At 70.3% G+C, this 17424-nt stretch carries 15 protein-coding genes; 14 read left to right on the top strand and 1 reads right to left on the bottom strand.

Features of this window, described 5'->3' with window-relative positions; all coding sequences use genetic code 11:
* Positions 1-69: 69 nt before the first annotated feature.
* On the bottom strand, positions 70-573 hold the full coding sequence (gene bldD, locus ABT063_RS25395; protein WP_351060526.1) for a transcriptional regulator BldD: 504 nt from the start codon (positions 571-573) through the stop codon (positions 70-72).
* Positions 574-827: 254 nt separating this feature from the next.
* Here bldD and pyrR point away from each other — a divergent pair, with 254 nt between their 5' ends.
* The 14 genes from pyrR (at position 828) to ABT063_RS25325 (ending at position 17424) form a co-directional block, all read left to right on the top strand.
* Positions 828-1433 (top strand): bifunctional pyr operon transcriptional regulator/uracil phosphoribosyltransferase PyrR, encoded by a 606-nt coding sequence (pyrR, locus tag ABT063_RS25390; protein ID WP_351060523.1) that lies wholly within the window; start codon positions 828-830, stop codon positions 1431-1433.
* Between the two features lie 90 nt (positions 1434-1523).
* Positions 1524-2501 carry an aspartate carbamoyltransferase catalytic subunit gene (locus tag ABT063_RS25385; protein WP_095754443.1) on the top strand — a complete coding sequence of 326 codons (978 nt, stop codon included), beginning with the start codon at positions 1524-1526 and terminating at the stop codon, positions 2499-2501.
* 5 nt (positions 2502-2506) lie between these two features.
* On the top strand, positions 2507-3793 hold the full coding sequence (locus ABT063_RS25380) for a dihydroorotase (RefSeq protein WP_351060519.1): 1287 nt from the start codon (positions 2507-2509) through the stop codon (positions 3791-3793).
* Complete coding sequence (locus ABT063_RS25375; protein ID WP_351060516.1) at positions 3790-4383, top strand: PH-like domain-containing protein; 594 nt, start codon at positions 3790-3792, stop codon at positions 4381-4383. Before ABT063_RS25380 ends, ABT063_RS25375 begins: the two co-directional genes overlap by 4 nt.
* Positions 4380-5537: a glutamine-hydrolyzing carbamoyl-phosphate synthase small subunit gene (carA, locus tag ABT063_RS25370; RefSeq protein WP_351060513.1), complete on the top strand. Its 1158-nt coding sequence runs from the start codon at positions 4380-4382 to the stop codon at positions 5535-5537. The genes ABT063_RS25375 and carA overlap by 4 nt, the downstream gene beginning before the upstream one ends.
* Positions 5530-8838 carry a carbamoyl-phosphate synthase large subunit gene (gene carB, locus ABT063_RS25365; protein ID WP_351060510.1) on the top strand — a complete coding sequence of 1103 codons (3309 nt, stop codon included), beginning with the start codon at positions 5530-5532 and terminating at the stop codon, positions 8836-8838. The genes carA and carB overlap by 8 nt, the downstream gene beginning before the upstream one ends.
* A gap of 52 nt (positions 8839-8890) precedes the next feature.
* Complete coding sequence (locus ABT063_RS25360) at positions 8891-9997, top strand: quinone-dependent dihydroorotate dehydrogenase (protein ID WP_351060508.1); 1107 nt, start codon at positions 8891-8893, stop codon at positions 9995-9997.
* Positions 9994-10833, top strand: coding sequence for an orotidine-5'-phosphate decarboxylase (pyrF, locus tag ABT063_RS25355; RefSeq protein WP_351060505.1), 840 nt, complete (start codon positions 9994-9996; stop codon positions 10831-10833). The genes ABT063_RS25360 and pyrF overlap by 4 nt, the downstream gene beginning before the upstream one ends.
* A 287-nt stretch (positions 10834-11120) precedes the next feature.
* Positions 11121-11444, top strand: a complete 324-nt coding sequence (locus ABT063_RS25350; RefSeq protein WP_003977346.1) for an integration host factor — start codon at positions 11121-11123, stop codon at positions 11442-11444.
* Between the two features lie 59 nt (positions 11445-11503).
* Positions 11504-12061, top strand: coding sequence for a guanylate kinase (gene gmk / locus ABT063_RS25345; RefSeq protein ID WP_351060502.1), 558 nt, complete (start codon positions 11504-11506; stop codon positions 12059-12061).
* A 53-nt stretch (positions 12062-12114) separates the two neighbouring features.
* The gene (gene rpoZ / locus ABT063_RS25340) at positions 12115-12387 is read left to right on the top strand and encodes a DNA-directed RNA polymerase subunit omega (protein WP_003988945.1); all 273 of its coding nucleotides are present in this window, start codon (positions 12115-12117) and stop codon (positions 12385-12387) included.
* A gap of 121 nt (positions 12388-12508) precedes the next feature.
* Positions 12509-13711: a bifunctional phosphopantothenoylcysteine decarboxylase/phosphopantothenate--cysteine ligase CoaBC gene (gene coaBC, locus ABT063_RS25335; RefSeq protein WP_351060498.1), complete on the top strand. Its 1203-nt coding sequence runs from the start codon at positions 12509-12511 to the stop codon at positions 13709-13711.
* Positions 13712-13949: 238 nt separating this feature from the next.
* Positions 13950-15158, top strand: coding sequence for a methionine adenosyltransferase (gene metK / locus ABT063_RS25330; RefSeq protein WP_351060495.1), 1209 nt, complete (start codon positions 13950-13952; stop codon positions 15156-15158).
* 115 nt (positions 15159-15273) lie between these two features.
* Positions 15274-17424 (top strand): primosomal protein N', encoded by a 2151-nt coding sequence (locus tag ABT063_RS25325; protein WP_351060493.1) that lies wholly within the window; start codon positions 15274-15276, stop codon positions 17422-17424.

Below are 17424 nucleotides of genomic sequence, written 5' to 3'. Positions count from 1 at the left end.
CCGGGGTGGCCGGAACCGTGAAGTTCCGGCCACCCCGGCGGCACGTTTCTGCTGAGGTGAGGAGGGGGGTCAGCCCTCTTCGTGGGACGCCACCGCACGGCGCGCGTCCGCGTCCAGCACGCCCCAGTTGATCAGCTGCTCGGTGAGCACCGACGGCGACTGGTCGTAGATGACGGCGAGTGTGCGCAGATCGTCCTGACGGATCGAGAGCACCTTGCCGTTGTAGTCACCGCGCTGGGACTGGATCGTGGCCGCATACCGCTGGAGGGGACCCGCCTTCTCGGCCGGGACGTGGGCCAGCCGCTCCAGGTCCAGGACCAGCTTCGGCGGCGGCTCGGCGGCGCCGCCCGGCGTGGTGCCCGGCAGCAGCTCCTGCACCGGAACGCCGTAGAAATCCGCCAGCTCGGCGAGGCGCTGCACGGTCACGGCACGGTCACCGCGCTCGTACGAACCGACCACGACGGCCTTCCAGCGCCCCTGGGACTTCTCCTCGACACCGTGGAGGGAAAGGCCCTGCTGGGTGCGGATGGCCCGGAGCTTGGCCCCGAGCTGTTTGGCGTATTCGCTGGACATATAGCTCCCCGGACACTGTGTCGACGCGACTGGCTTGGTTTCCACGCCGCGCGGCTGGTAACTCACTGTGAGGTTACGCAGCGTTACTCTGCCGCGTCAAGCCGAATGGTCCGCACCGACTCTTCCGTGGTATCGGGCACCGATTGGGCCGAGGGGGTGATCAGGGGCGTCATGCGGGTCTGCTACCGTGGCTGGCGCAAATCCGACGTCCTTTAAGGTCCGTCCCGTGAGGCGGAGAAGGAGGTCCGTTTCGTATGGACAAGCAGGACAAGCAGGAGGGCAAGCGGCAGGACGCACGAGCGTCCGACGCCCGGCCCGTTCTCGAAGGCCCCGACATCGCACGGGTCCTGACCCGCATCGCCCACGAGATCGTCGAACGCGCCAAGGGCGCCGACGACGTGGTGCTCCTCGGTATCCCGACCCGCGGCGTCTTCCTCGCCCAGCGGCTCGCCGCCAAACTGGAGCAGATCACCGAACGCACGATCCCGGTCGGCTCGCTCGACATCACCATGTACCGCGACGACCTGCGCATGCAGCCGCCGCGTGCGCTGGCCCGCACGGACATCCCCGGTGACGGCATCGACGGCCGCCTCGTCGTCCTCGTCGACGACGTCCTCTTCTCCGGCCGCACCATCCGCGCCGCCCTCGACGCCCTGAACGACATCGGGCGTCCCCGCGCGGTCCAGCTCGCGGTCCTCGTCGACCGCGGCCACCGCGAACTGCCCATCCGCGCCGACTACGTCGGCAAGAACCTCCCCACGTCGCTGCGGGAGACGGTCAAGGTCCAGCTCGCCGAGGAGGACGGTCGCGACACCGTGCTGCTCGGCGCGAAGCAGACCGCTCCGGGCGCGCAGCACTAGCACGCAGGCGTACGTCCCTGTCGTACGGCCTGCTCATGCGCCCCCGACTGCCCGAATTCTCCTTGTGAACTGCTTTACGGAGCCTGACAGATGCAGCGTCATCTCATCTCGGCCGCCGACCTCACCCGCGACGACGCCGTCCTGATCCTCGACACCGCCGAGGAGATGGCCCGGGTCGCCGACCGGCCGATCAAGAAGCTGCCGACCCTGCGCGGCCGCACCGTGGTGAACCTCTTCTTCGAGGACTCGACCCGGACCCGGATCTCCTTCGAGGCCGCCGAGAAGCGGCTGTCCGCGGACGTCATCAACTTCTCCGCCAAGGGATCCAGCGTGTCCAAGGGCGAGTCCCTGAAGGACACCGCCCAGACCCTGGAGGCCATGGGCGTCGACGCCGTCGTCATCCGGCACGGCGCCTCCGGAGCCCCGTACCGACTGGCCAACTCCGGCTGGATCGACGCGGCCGTCATCAACGCCGGCGACGGCACCCATCAGCACCCCACCCAGGCCCTGCTCGACGCCTTCACCATGCGCCGCCGTCTGGTCGGCCGGGACGCCGGTATCGGGCAGGACCTGGCCGGCAAGCGCATCACGATCGTCGGCGACATCCTGCACGGCCGGGTCGCCCGCTCCAACGTCGATCTGCTGCACACCCTCGGCGCCGAGGTCACCCTCGTCGCCCCGCCCACCCTGCTGCCGATCGGCGTCGAGACCTGGCCCTGCGAGATCTCGTACGACCTCGACAGCACGCTGCCCAAGTCCGACGCGGTGATGATGCTGCGCGTCCAGCGCGAGCGCATGAACGCCGCCTTCTTCCCGACCGAGCGCGAGTACGCGCGGCGCTACGGCCTCGACGGCGACCGCATGGCCCGGATGCCCGAGCACGCCATCGTGATGCACCCCGGCCCGATGGTCCGCGGCATGGAGATCACCGCCGAGGTCGCCGACTCCGAGCGCTGCACCGCGATCGAGCAGGTCGCCAACGGCGTCTCCACCCGGATGGCCGTGCTCTACCTGCTTCTGGGCGGCAACGAACCCGCCGTCACCCACACCCGTACCGAGGAGAAGTAAGACAGATGAGCAAGATCCTGATCCGTGGTGCGAATGTGCTCGGCGGCGAGCCGCAGGACGTGCTGATCGACGGTGAGGTCATCGAGGCCGTCGGTACGGGGCTTTCGGCTGATGGCGTCGAGGTCGTCGAGGCCGACGGCAAGGTGCTCCTTCCGGGGCTCGTCGACCTGCACACCCATCTGCGCGAGCCCGGCCGCGAGGACTCCGAGACCGTCCTGACCGGTACCCGGGCGGCCGCGAGCGGCGGCTACACCGCGGTGTTCGCCATGGCCAACACCTTCCCCGTCGCCGACACCGCCGGTGTGGTCGAGCAGGTCTACCGGCTCGGTCAGGAGCACGGCTACTGCGATGTGCAGCCCATCGGCGCCGTCACCGTCGGCCTGGAGGGCAAGAAGCTCGCCGAGCTGGGCGCCATGCACGAGTCGGCCGCCGGGGTCACCGTCTTCTCCGACGACGGCAAGTGCGTCGACGACGCGGTGATCATGCGCCGGGCCCTGGAGTACGTGAAGGCCTTCGGCGGGGTCGTCGCCCAGCACGCGCAGGAGCCGCGGCTGACCGAGGGCGCGCAGATGAACGAGGGCGTCGTCTCCGCCGAGCTGGGTCTGGGCGGATGGCCCGCCGTGGCCGAAGAATCGATCATTGCCCGGGATGTCCTGCTCGCCGAGCACGTGGGTTCTCGGGTGCACATCTGCCACCTGTCGACCGCCGGGTCCGTCGAGATCGTGCGCTGGGCGAAGTCCCGCGGCATCGACGTCACCGCCGAGGTCACCCCGCACCACCTCCTCCTCACCGACGAGCTGGTGCGGACGTACAACCCGGTCTTCAAGGTGAACCCGCCGTTGCGCACCGAGCGTGACGTGCTCGCCCTGCGCGAGGCGCTCGCCGACGGCACGATCGACATCGTCGCCACCGACCACGCCCCGCACCCGCACGAGGACAAGGACTGCGAGTGGGCCGCCGCCGCCATGGGCATGGTCGGTCTGGAGACCGCGCTGTCGGTGGTGCAGGAGACGATGGTGGACACCGGGCTGCTCGACTGGGCGGGTGTGGCCGACCGGATGTCCGTCACGCCCGCGCGGATCGGACGGGCGACGGGTCACGGCCGCCCCGTCTCGGCCGGTGAGCCCGCCAACCTCACGCTCGTCGACACGGCATACCGTGGTGCAGTGGACCCCGCGGTCTTCGCCTCGCGCAGCCGCAACACCCCGTACCAGGGTCGCGAGCTGCCGGGCCGTGTCACGCACACGTGGCTCCGGGGCAAGGCCACGCTCGTCGACGGGAAGCTCACGTGACACCAGCAACTCTGCTCGCCGCCGGACTCGCGACCGGACTGGCAGCCGAAGAGAAGTCGGCCGAAGTGACCGACTGGGCCGCCCGCATCGGCTGGCTCGTCGGACTCGCCCTCTTCGTCGCGCTCGTCTACTGGCTGATGCGCGAGGGCTGGAAATGGCGCGGCACGCTCCAGGGCGACCTCCCGGAGCTGCCCACCGTGCCGGACGAGCCAGGTGACGCGAAACTGACAATGAGCGGCCGCTACCACGGCTCCACCACCGCCGGGCAGTGGCTGGACCGCATCGTGGCCCACGGCCTCGGCACCCGCAGCCGGGTCGAGCTCACGCTGACGGACGCGGGACTGGACGTCGTACGCCCCGGCGCCACCGACTTCTTCGTCCCCACCGCCGCGCTGCGCGAGGCCCGGCTCGACAAGGGCATCGCCGGCAAGGTCCTCACCGAGGGCGGGCTGCTCGTGGTGACCTGGGCGCACGGCGAGCGGCTGATCGACTCGGGTTTCCGCTCCGACCACGCGGCCGAGCACAACGAGTGGGTCGACGTCATTAACTCCATGATCAAAACAACCACCACGGAAGGCGCCGAACGATGACGACCTCCATCCAGGGAGCTGCCTCGCAGAGGCACAAGGCAGCCCCCGCCGTACTCGTCCTGGAGGACGGCCGGATCTTCCGCGGCCGTGCCTACGGGGCCCTGGGGGTGACCTTCGGCGAGGCCGTGTTCTCCACCGGCATGACCGGCTACCAGGAGACCCTCACCGACCCGTCGTACCACCGCCAGGTCGTCGTGATGACCGCCCCGCACATCGGCAACACCGGCGTCAACGACGAGGACCCCGAGTCCAAGCGGATCTGGGTCTCGGGCTATGTCGTACGGGACCCCGCGCGCGTGCCCTCCAACTGGCGGGCCCGCCGCTCCCTGGACGAGGAACTGGCCCAGCAGGGCGTCGTCGGCATCTCCGGCGTCGATACCCGGGCCCTGACCCGGCATCTGCGCGAGCGCGGCGCCATGCGCGTCGGCATCTTCTCCGGCAACGCGCTGCCCGACGAGGGCACCATGCTCAGCGAGGTGCGCCAGGCCCCCGAGATGAAGGGCGCGAACCTCTCCGCGGAGGTCGCCACCAAGGAGCCGTACGTCGTCCCCGCGATCGGTGAGAAGAAGTTCACCGTCGCCGCCGTCGACCTCGGCATCAAGGGCATGACCCCGCACCGGATGGCCGAGCGCGGTATCGAGGTGCACGTGCTGCCGGCGACGGCGAGTGTCGAGGACGTGTACGCCGCCAACCCGGACGGCGTGTTCTTCTCCAACGGGCCGGGCGACCCGGCCACCGCCGACCACCCGGTCTCCGTGATGCAGGCGGTGCTGGAGCGCGGCACCCCGCTGTTCGGCATCTGTTTCGGCAACCAGATCCTGGGGCGGGCGCTGGGCTTCGGCACGTACAAGCTGAAGTACGGCCACCGTGGCATCAACCAGCCGGTGCAGGACCGTACGACCGGCAAGGTCGAGGTCACCGCGCACAACCACGGCTTCGCCGTTGACGCTCCGCTCGACAAGGTCTCCGAGACCCCCTACGGCCGCGCCGAGGTCTCCCACGTCTGCCTCAACGACAACGTGGTGGAGGGGCTGCAGCTCCTGGACCGGCCGGCCTTCAGCGTCCAGTACCACCCCGAAGCGGCAGCGGGCCCGCATGACGCCGCTTACCTGTTCGACCGCTTCGTATCCCTGATGGAGGGCCAGCGTGCCTAAGCGCACCGATATCCAGTCCGTCCTGGTCATCGGCTCCGGCCCGATCGTCATCGGCCAGGCTGCCGAGTTCGACTACTCCGGCACGCAGGCGTGCCGGGTCTTGAAGGCCGAGGGCCTCAGGACGATCCTGGTCAACTCCAACCCGGCGACGATCATGACCGACCCGGAGATCGCGGACGCCACGTACGTCGAGCCGATCACCCCGGAGTTCGTCGAGAAGATCATCGCCAAGGAGCGGCCGGACGCGCTGCTGCCCACCCTGGGTGGTCAGACGGCCCTCAACACGGCGATCTCGCTGCATGAGAACGGCGTCCTGGACAAGTACGGCGTCGAGCTCATCGGTGCCAACGTCGAGGCGATCCACAAGGGTGAGGACCGCGATCAGTTCAAGGAGGTCGTGGAGGCGGTCCGGGAGAAGATCGGGCACGGTGAGTCCGCCCGCTCGTTCATCTGCCACTCGATGGAGGACGTGCTCGCCGGCGTCGAGGAGCTCGGCGGCTACCCGGTCGTCGTCCGCCCGTCCTTCACCATGGGCGGCGCCGGTTCCGGCTTCGCGCACGACGAGGAGGAACTGCGCCGCATCGCCGGGCAGGGCCTCACACTCTCGCCGACCACCGAGGTGCTCCTGGAGGAGTCCATCCTCGGCTGGAAGGAGTACGAGCTGGAGCTGATGCGCGACAAGCACGACAACGTCGTGGTCGTCTGCTCCATCGAGAACTTCGACCCGATGGGCGTGCACACCGGCGACTCGATCACCGTCGCGCCCGCGATGACCCTGACCGACCGCGAGTACCAGATCCTGCGCGACATCGGCATCGCCGTGATCCGTGAGGTCGGTGTCGACACCGGCGGCTGCAACATCCAGTTCGCGGTCGACCCGGTCGACGGCCGCGTGATCGTCATCGAGATGAACCCGCGCGTGTCGCGCTCCTCGGCCCTCGCCTCCAAGGCGACCGGCTTCCCGATCGCCAAGATCGCCGCGAAGCTCGCCGTCGGCTACACACTGGACGAGATCCCGAACGACATCACCGAGCAGACGCCTGCCTCCTTCGAGCCGACCCTCGACTACGTGGTCGTCAAGGCCCCGCGGTTCGCCTTCGAGAAGTTCCCCTCCGCCGACTCCACGCTGACCACGACCATGAAGTCGGTCGGCGAGGCCATGGCGATCGGCCGCAACTTCACCGAGGCGTTCCAGAAGGCGCTGCGCTCGCTGGAGAAGAAGGGCAGCCAGTTCACGTTCGTCGGCGAGCCCGGCGACAAGGATCTCCTTTTGACGGAAGCCGTCCGTCCGACCGACGGCCGGATCAACACTGTCATGCAGGCCATCCGCGCCGGTGCCACGCCGGAGGAGGTCTTCGAGTACACGAAGATCGACCCGTGGTTCGTCGACCAGCTCTTCCTCATCAAGGAGATCGCGGACGAACTGGCTGCCGCCGACAAGCTGGACCCGTCGCTGCTGGCGGAGGCCAAGCGGCACGGCTTCTCGGACGCCCAGATCGGCGAGATCCGGGGCCTGCGCGAGGACGTGGTGCGCGAGGTGCGGCACGCGCTGGGCGTGCGCCCGGTGTACAAGACGGTCGACACCTGCGCCGCCGAGTTCGCCGCGAAGACGCCGTACTTCTACTCCTCCTACGACGAGGAGAGCGAGGTCGCCGAGCGCGAGAAGCCCGCGGTCATCATCCTGGGCTCCGGCCCGAACCGCATCGGCCAGGGCATCGAGTTCGACTACTCCTGCGTCCACGCCTCCTTCGCGCTCAGCGACGCCGGCTACGAGACCGTGATGGTCAACTGCAACCCGGAGACCGTCTCCACGGACTACGACACCTCCGACCGCCTGTACTTCGAGCCGCTGACGCTCGAGGACGTGCTGGAGATCGTCCACGCGGAGTCGCTGGCCGGGCCGATCGCGGGCGTGATCGTGCAGCTCGGCGGCCAGACCCCGCTCGGCCTGGCGCAGGCGCTCAAGGACAACGGCGTGCCGGTCGTCGGTACGCCCCCCGAGGCGATCCACGCCGCCGAGGACCGCGGCGCCTTCGGGCAGGTCCTGGCCGAGGCGGGCCTCCCGGCGCCCAAGCACGGCACCGCCACGACCTTCGCCGAGGCAAAGAACATCGCCGACGAGATCGGCTACCCCGTCCTGGTCCGGCCGTCGTACGTCCTCGGCGGCCGCGGCATGGAGATCGTGTACGACGAGACCCGGCTGGAGTCGTACATCGCCGAGTCCACCGAGATCAGCCCCTCCCGGCCGGTCCTGGTCGACCGCTTCCTCGACGACGCGATAGAGATCGACGTCGACGCGCTCTACGACGGCGAGGAGCTCTACCTCGGCGGTGTCATGGAGCACATCGAGGAGGCCGGCATCCACTCCGGCGACTCGGCGTGCGCCCTGCCCCCGATCACGCTGGGCGGCTTCGACATCAAACGGCTGCGGGCCTCGACGGAGGCCATCGCCCGAGGAGTCGGGGTGCGCGGCCTGATCAACATCCAGTTCGCGATGGCGGGCGACATCCTCTACGTCCTGGAGGCCAACCCGCGCGCCTCGCGCACCGTCCCCTTCACCTCGAAGGCGACCGCGGTGCCGCTGGCGAAGGCCGCCGCCCGGATCTCTCTGGGAGCCACCATCGCCGGACTGCGCGCCGAAGGGCTGCTCCCGGCGACCGGCGACGGCGGCGAACTCCCGCTGGACGCGCCGATCTCCGTCAAGGAGGCCGTCATGCCGTGGTCCCGCTTCCGCGACATCCACGGCCGCGGCGTCGACACCGTCCTCGGCCCGGAGATGCGCTCCACCGGCGAAGTCATGGGCATCGACTCCGTCTTCGGCACGGCGTACGCCAAGTCGCAGGCGGGCGCGTACGGTCCGCTGCCGACCAAGGGCCGCGCCTTCATCTCGGTGGCCAACCGCGACAAGCGCTCGATGATCTTCCCGGCGCGTGAACTCGTCGCCCACGGCTTCGAGCTGCTCGCCACCTCCGGCACGGCCGAGGTGCTCAAGCGCAACGGCATCAACGCCACGGTCGTGCGCAAGCAGTCCGAGGGCCCCGGCCCGAACGGCGAGAAGACCATCGTCCAGCTCATCCACGACGGCGGGGTCGACCTCATCGTCAACACCCCGTACGGCACCGGCGGCCGCCTCGACGGCTACGACATCCGTACGGCGGCCGTGGCGCGCTCGGTCCCGTGCCTGACGACGGTTCAGGCGCTCGCGGCGGCCGTCCAGGGCATCGACGCCCTCAACCACGGTGACGTCGGTGTCCGTTCGCTCCAGGAACACGCGGAACACCTGACCGCGGCCCGCGACTAGCAGCCCTGAGGGGGACACCGGAAGGTGTCCCCCTCTTCGTGAGGACACAGAGATGTACAAACTCTTCTTCCGTCTGGTTTTCACCCGGATGGACCCCGAGGAGGCCCATTACCTGGCCTTCCGCTGGATCCGGCTCGCCGTCAGGATCCCCGTCCTGCGGACGTTCGTCGCAGCCCTTCTCGCGCCCCGCTACAAGGAACTGCGCACCGAGGCCTTCGGGCTGCGGATGCACGGGCCGTTCGGGCTCGCCGCCGGCTTCGACAAGAACGCCGTCGCCATCGACGGTATGTCGATGCTCGGCTTCGACCACGTCGAGATCGGCACGGTCACGGGGGAGCCGCAGCCCGGCAACCCCAAGAAGCGGCTGTTCCGGCTCGTGAGGGACCGGGCGCTGATCAACCGCATGGGCTTCAACAACGAGGGCTCGCTGGCCGTCGCGGCCCGCCTGGCCTCGCGTGAGCCGGTCTTCAGGACCGTCGTGGGCGTGAACATCGGCAAGACCAAGGTCGTCCCGGAGGCCGAGGCCGTCGTCGACTACGTGAAGTCGACCGAGCGGCTGGCGCCGTACGCCGACTACCTGGTGGTGAACGTCTCGTCGCCGAACACGCCGGGTCTGCGCAATCTGCAGGCCACCGAGGCGCTGCGCCCGCTGCTGAGGGGCGTCCGCGAGGCCGCCGACCGTATGGTGACCTCCCGCCGCGTCCCGCTGCTCGTGAAGATCGCGCCGGACCTCGCCGACGAGGACATCGACGCGGTGGCCGACCTGGCCGTCGAGCTCGGCCTGGACGGGATCATCGCCACCAACACGACCATCGCGCGCGAGGAGCTCGGTCTGACATCCGGACCCTCCCTGGTCAAGGAGACCGGCGGCCTGTCCGGCGCGCCGTTGAAGGCACGCTCCCTTCAGGTGCTGCGGCGCCTCTACGCGCGCGTGGGCGACCGGATCACCCTGGTCGGCGTCGGGGGCATCGAGAACGCCGAGGACGCCTGGCAGCGCATCCTGGCGGGTGCCACGCTGGTCCAGGGCTACAGCGCGTTCGTCTACGAGGGCCCGTTCTGGGGCCGCGCCATTCACAAGGGCCTGGCCGCGCGCCTTCGTACGAGCCCGTACGCCACCCTTGCCGACGCGGTCGGCGCCGACGTGAGGAAGACGGCATGACTGAGCCCTTTGGCGCACGCCTGCGCCGCGCCATGGACGAGCGCGGCCCCCTGTGCGTCGGTATCGACCCGCACGCGTCCCTGCTCGGCGAGTGGGGCCTGGGCGACGACGTCGCCGGCCTGGAGCGGTTCAGCCGGACGGTGGTCGAGGCGATGGCCGACCGGGTCGCCGTCCTCAAGCCGCAGAGCGCGTTCTTCGAGCGTTTCGGGTCGCGGGGCGTCGCCGTCCTGGAGAAGTCGGTCGAGGAGGCGCGGGCGGCCGGTGCGCTGGTCGTGATGGACGCCAAACGCGGCGACATCGGCTCGACCATGGCCGCGTACGCCGAGTCCTACCTCCTGAAGGACGCCCCGCTGTTCTCGGACGCGCTGACCGTCTCGCCGTATCTCGGCTACGGGTCGCTCTCGCCCGCGGTGGCGCTCGCGCGGGAGAACGGCGCGGGGCTGTTCGTGCTGGCGCTGACCTCCAACCCGGAGGGCGGCGAGGTCCAGCACGCCGTAGGGGCCGACGGGCGCACTGTCGGCGCGACCATGCTGGCCCACCTGGCCGCCGAGAACACGGGGGAGGAGTCCCTGGGCTCCTTCGGTGCGGTCGTGGGCGCCACGCTCGGTGATCTGTCGTCGTACGACCTGGACATCAACGGGCCGCTGCTGGCCCCCGGAATCGGTGCCCAGGGGGCGACGCCCGCGGATCTTCCCGGGGTGTTCGGCGCGGCCGTGCGCAATGTCGTCCCGAACGTCAGCCGGAGTGTTTTGCGTCACGGTCCCGATGTGGTCGCGCTGCGCGCCGCCGCGGACCGCTTCGCGGACGAGATCCGGGCCGCGGTGGCCACCGCCTGAGTCGTACAGGGCCGCTCCGGGTCTTCGCCGGAGACCTCCGATGAGTGGTTCGCGGCCCACTTGAGTCTGGATACATCCTCAAATCCGGGGCAGAATGTCTGAAATGTCCGGCCTGACGGAGGCTGACCAGGACTTTTCCGCTGTTCTCGCTGACTCTGGCGGACTTGGCCGCTAGTCTCCGACGAGAGTGAACGGGCAAGCGTGTTGCTCGTAGCTCCCCAGGTGTGGGGCGACTAGGTTCCTCACCGGTCCGTATCCGACAGTTCGACATCCGAGGTGACGTAGGCGTGGCTCTTCCGCCCCTTACCCCTGAACAGCGCGCAGCCGCGCTCGAAAAGGCCGCCGCGGCTCGCCGGGAGCGGGCCGAGGTCAAGAATCGACTCAAGCACTCCGGCGCCTCCCTGCATGAGGTGATCAAGCAGGGTCAGGAGAACGACGTCATCGGCAAGATGAAGGTCTCCGCGCTGCTCGAGTCCCTGCCGGGCGTGGGCAAGGTCCGCGCCAAGCAGATCATGGAGCGACTCGGCATCTCCGAGAGCCGCCGCGTGCGCGGTCTCGGTTCCAATCAGATCGCTTCCCTGGAGCGTGAGTTCGGCAGCACCGGTTCCTGAGTCCGGGCAGTCCGGACAGGGAGTCCCGGGCACTCCGGGATAGCTGGAATAATCGCTGCATGAGTGAACGTCCGCGGCTGACCGTGCTCTCCGGCCCCTCCGGGGTCGGCAAGAGCACGGTCGTCGCCCATATGCGCAAGGAACACCCCGAGGTCTGGCTCTCGGTGTCGGCGACGACCCGCAAGCCCCGGCCCGGCGAGAAGCACGGCGTCCAGTACTTCTTCGTCACCGACGAGGAGATGGACAAGCTGATCGCCAACGGTGAGCTGCTGGAGTGGGCCGAGTTCGCCGGCAACCGCTACGGCACGCCGCGTGCGGCCGTGCTGGAGCGGCTGGAGGTGGGTGAGCCCGTCCTCCTGGAGATCGACCTCCAGGGTGCCCGGCAGGTCCGCGAGTCCATGGCGGACGCTCAGCTGGTGTTCCTGGCTCCTCCCTCCTGGGAGGAGCTCGTGCGCAGACTCACCGGGCGGGGCACCGAGCCGCCCGAGGTGATCGAGCGCCGTCTTGAGGCGGCGAAGATCGAACTTGCGGCCGAGCCGGAGTTCGACGTGACCTTGGTCAACACCTCCGTCGAGGACGTGGCGCGTGAGCTGCTAGCCTTGATGGATGTTGTGTGATCACGCGTGATGTGATCACGACCGATCTTTTCCCATCCATCGGAAGGTAGAGCGTGTCCTCTTCCATCTCCGCGCCCGAGGGCATCATCAACCCGCCGATCGACGAGCTCCTCGAGGCCACCGACTCGAAGTACAGCCTCGTGATCTACGCGGCCAAGCGGGCCCGCCAGATCAACGCGTACTACTCGCAGCTCGGCGAGGGCCTCCTCGAGTACGTCGGTCCGCTCGTCGACACCCACGTCCACGAGAAGCCGCTCTCGATCGCCCTGCGCGAGATCAACGCGGGTCTGCTGACGTCCGAGGCTGTCGAGGGCCCGGCCCAGTAGTATTTTCGGTTTGCGATTGGCTTTTCCACAGGCCCGGCAGCGCGACTGCCGGGCCTGTGGTGTGTAGTGGAGTCGTACGCCGGGAGCCGCTGCGTACGTTTCCGAGGTTCGGGGAGAGACGGTGGACAAGCCGAAGGTCGTTCTGGGGGTCAGCGGTGGCATCGCCGCGTACAAGGCCTGTGAGCTGCTGCGACGGCTGACGGAGTCGGGGCATGACGTCCGCGTCGTCCCCACCGCCTCCGCCCTGCACTTCGTCGGCGCCGCCACCTGGTCCGCCCTCTCCGGCAACCCCGTCTCGACGGAGGTCTGGGACGACGTCCACGAGGTCCCGCACGTCCGCATCGGCCGGCACGCCGACCTGGTGATCGTCGCCCCGGCCACCGCGGACATGCTCGCGAAGGCGGCCCACGGCCTCGCCGACGACCTCCTCACCAACACTCTGCTCACCGCCCGCTGCCCGGTGGTCTTCGCCCCCGCCATGCACACGGAGATGTGGGAACACCCGGCCACCCAGGAGAACGTGGCCACGCTGCGCCGCCGCGGCGCCGTCGTCATCGAGCCGGCCGTCGGCCGGCTCACCGGCGTCGACACGGGCAAGGGCCGGCTGCCCGAGCCCGCCGAGATCTTCGAGGTCTGCCGCCGCGTCCTGGCGCGCGGCGTCACCGAGCCGGACCTCAAGGGCCGGCACGTCGTCGTCAGCGCCGGCGGCACCCGCGAGCCCCTCGACCCCGTCCGCTTCCTCGGCAACCGCTCCTCCGGCAAGCAGGGCTACGCCCTCGCCCGCACCGCCGCCGCGCGGGGCGCCCGGGTCACGCTGATCGCGGCGAACACCGCTCTGCCGGACCCGGCCGGCGTGGACGTCGTCCCGGTCGGCACGGCCGTGCAGCTGCGCGAGGCGGTTCTGAAGGCCGCCGCGGACGCCGACGCGGTCGTGATGGCTGCCGCGGTCGCCGACTTCCGCCCGGCGACGTACGCGTCCGGGAAGATCAAGAAGCAGGACGCCCAGGACCCGGACCCGATCGTCCTCGTACGGAATCCGGACATCCTCGCGGAGATCTCGGCCGACCGCGCGCGCCCGGGGCAAGTCGTGGTCGGCTTCGCCGCCGAGACGGACGATGTACTGGCCAACGGCCGGAAGAAGCTTCAGCGCAAGGGTTGTGACCTGCTCGTGGTGAACGAGGTGGGGGAGCGCAAGACGTTCGGCTCCGAAGAGAACGAGGCGCTGGTGCTGGGCGTCGACGGCAGCGAGACTCCCGTCCCGCACGGCCCGAAGGAAGCACTGGCCGAAACTGTGTGGGACTTGGTGGTGAAACGCCTGAGGTGAATGTTTCCTTCAGCTCAAGGAACGTTCGAGCCACGCAGATTGAGGGGCGGCGCCCCTGGCCAAGGCCGCTCCGGATTGGGCAGAATGCTGTGCCGCAGGTCACAGCACTCCCGAGAGGCGAGACAGGGAGGCCCGTGGCCGAGCACGACCGATAAACTGTTCTCGGATCACGCCGGGCGCAGCCCCCGGCCCGTCCGCCAATGATCAGCCAGCAGCCGCTGCAACCCCAGGGAGCGTTGTGTCCCGTCGCCTGTTCACCTCGGAGTCCGTGACCGAGGGCCACCCCGACAAGATCGCTGACCAGATCAGCGACACCATTCTCGACGCGCTGCTCAAGGAGGACCCCACCTCCCGCGTCGCCGTCGAGACCCTGATCACGACCGGTCTGGTGCACGTGGCCGGAGAGGTCACCACCAAGACGTACGCGCCCATCGCGCAGCTCGTGCGCGACAAGATCCTGGAGATCGGCTACGACTCCTCGAAGAAGGGCTTCGACGGCGCCTCCTGCGGCGTGTCGGTGTCGATCGGCGCGCAGTCCCCGGACATCGCGCAGGGCGTCGACACGGCTTACGAGTCCCGAGTCGAGGGCGACGAGGACGAATTGGACCGCCAGGGCGCGGGTGACCAGGGCCTGATGTTCGGGTACGCGACCGACGAGACCCCCACCCTGATGCCGCTGCCGATCTTCCTGGCGCACCGCCTGTCGAAGCGCCTGTCCGAGGTCCGCAAGAACGGCACCATCCCCTACCTGCGCCCCGACGGCAAGACCCAGGTCACCATCGAGTACGACGGCGACAAGGCGGTCCGTCTGGACACGGTCGTGGTCTCCTCGCAGCACGCCAGCGACATCGACCTGGACTCCCTGCTGGCCCCCGACGTCCGCGAGTTCGTCGTCGAGCCGGAGCTGAAGGCGCTGCTCGACGACGGCATCAAGCTGGACACCGAGAACTACCGCCTCCTGGTCAACCCGACCGGCCGCTTCGAGGTCGGCGGTCCGATGGGTGACGCCGGCCTGACCGGCCGCAAGATCATCATCGACACGTACGGCGGCATGGCCCGCCACGGTGGCGGCGCCTTCTCCGGCAAGGACCCGTCCAAGGTGGACCGTTCGGCGGCGTACGCGATGCGCTGGGTCGCCAAGAACGTCGTCGCCGCGGGCCTCGCCTCCCGCTGCGAGGTCCAGGTCGCCTACGCCATCGGCAAGGCCGAGCCGGTCGGCCTGTTCGTCGAGACCTTCGGCACCGCCAAGGTCGACACCGAGCGCATCGAGAAGGCGATCGACGAGGTCTTCGACCTCCGCCCGGCCGCCATCATCCGCGACCTCGACCTGCTCCGCCCGATCTACGCCCAGACGGCGGCGTACGGCCACTTCGGCCGCGAGCTGCCCGAGTTCACGTGGGAGAGGACGGACCGCGTGGACGCGCTGCGGAAGGCGGCGGGGCTGTAGGGGCCACGACTCACCACGACTCACGTTGAGGCCCGGTTTCCTTGGGGAGCCGGGCCTCGGCAGGTCTTCGGTCGGGCGCCGTCGGTTGTCAGTGGGGTTTGGTAAGAATGCAAGTGTGAGCAGCGAGAACGGGTCGGTGAGCGGTGGGGGCGAGGGGCCGCCGCCCGAGCAGCTCGCGCTCATTCGGGAAAGCGTGCGGCAGGCCAAGGCGCCGAGGGCCAAGCCGCGGACCTGGCGGGGGGCGGCGCTCGCCAAGGAGCTGCCGGTCGCCCGGGTGCTGGTCGACAAGGGTGTGCTGCACCTCGACCGGTACTTCGACTACGCCGTGCCGGAGGAGCTGGATGCCGACGCGCAGCCCGGCGTGCGGGTGCGGGTGCGGTTCGGGGCGGGGCGGCATCGGGTGCGTGAGGGGCGGCGTGAGGGCGGGGGGCTGATCGACGGGTTTCTCGTCGAGCGGCGGGCGGAGAGCGACTACTCGGGGCCGCTGGCCGCGCTCGCCCAGGTCGTGTCGCCCGAGCGGGTGCTGAGCGAGGAACTGCTGGGGCTCGCGCGGGCCGTCGCCGACCGGTATGCGGGCAGTCTCGCCGATGTGCTGCAGCTCGCCGTACCGCCGCGCAACGCGCGGGCCGAGCAGCGGCCTTCGCCCGCGCCGCTCCCGCCGCCGACGGCGCCGGAGCCGGCGTCCTGGGGCCGGTACGACAGGGGGGCCGCGTTTCTCGAGTCGCTCGCCTCGGGAGGCGCGCCCCGTGCCGTGTGGAACGCGCTGCCGGGGCCCGAGTGGAGCGAGGACCTGGCGCGGGCCGTGGCGGCGACGCTGGCGTCGGGGCGCGGTGCGCTGGTCGTCCTGCCGGACGGGCGGGCGGTCGCGCGTGTCGACGCCGCGCTGACGGCCTTGCTGGGGGAGGGGCGGCATGCGGTGCTCACGGCGGACGCCGGCCCCGAGAAGCGGTATCGGGAGTGGCTGGCCGTGCGGCGGGGGAGCGTGCGGGCGGTCGTGGGGACACGGGCGGCCATGTTCGCCCCGGTGCAGGACCTCGGGCTGGTCGCCATCTGGGACGACGGCGACGACAGCCACAGCGAACAGCACGCGCCCCAGCCCCATGCGCGCGAGGTGCTGTTGCTGCGGGCCGCGCAGGACAAGTGCGGCTTTTTGCTGGGGAATTGGAGCTGCACCGTCGAGGCCGCGCAACTCGTGGAGAGCGGGTGGGCCCGTCCCCTCGTCGCCGGGAGGGAGCAGGTACGGGCCGCCGCTCCACTGGTGCGGACCGTCGGCGACGGGGACCTCGCGCGCGACGAGGCCGCCCGGGCGGCCCGGCTGCCGACCCTCGCCTGGCAGATCGTCAGGGAAGGGCTGCGGCACGGGCCGGTGCTCGTTCAGGTGCCTCGGCGTGGGTATGTGCCGCGGATGGCCTGCGCCAACTGCCGGGCACCGGCGCGCTGTCGGCACTGCTCCGGGCCGCTGGAGGCACAGGAGTCCGGGGCCTCGCTGCGGTGCGGGTGGTGCGGGCGCGAGGAGGGTGCCTGGCACTGTCCCGAGTGCGGTGCGTTTCGGTTGCGGGCGCAGGTCGTGGGGGCGCGGCGGACCGCCGAGGAACTGGGGCGCGCGTTTCCCGCCGTTCCGGTGCGGACGTCTGGGCGCGAGCAGGTGCTGGACACCGTGCCCGGGGCGCCCGCACTGGTCGTGAGTACACCGGGCGCCGAACCCGTCGCCGAGGGCGGGTACGCGGCCGCGTTGCTGCTGGACGGCTGGGCCATGCTCGGGCGGCCGGACCTGCGCGCCGGTGAGGACGCGCTGCGGCGGTGGATCGGGGCCGCGGCGCTCGTACGGCCGCAGGGTGCGGGGGGCACGGTCGTGATCGTCGCCGAGCCCACGTTGCGGCCCGTGCAGGCGCTGGTGCGGTGGGATCCCGTCGGCCATGCGGTGCGGGAGCTCTCCGAGCGGGCCGAGCTGGGGTTTCCGCCGGTGTCGCGGATGGCGGCGGTGTCGGGGCCGGCGGAGACGGTCGCCGAGTTCCTGGCGGCGGTGGAACTGCCCCACGACGCCGAGGTGTTGGGGCCCGTGCCGTTGCCCGTCACGGCCGCCGGGCGCCCGCGACGGGCGGGGGCGCCGCCGGGGGAGCGCTGGGAGCGGGCGTTGATCCGGGTGCCGCCGGGGAGCGGGGCGGCGCTGGCGTCCGCGCTGAAGGCCGCACAGGCCGCGCGGATGGCGCGTGGGGGTGCGGAGGCCGCCGTGCGGGTGCGGGTCGATCCGCCGGACATCGGGTGA

Source organism: Streptomyces sp. NPDC002838 (assembly GCF_040295365.1).
In the GTDB taxonomy this organism is placed as follows: Bacteria; Actinomycetota; Actinomycetes; order Streptomycetales; family Streptomycetaceae; genus Streptomyces.
This window is presented reverse-complemented; position numbering and strand designations above follow the sequence as displayed.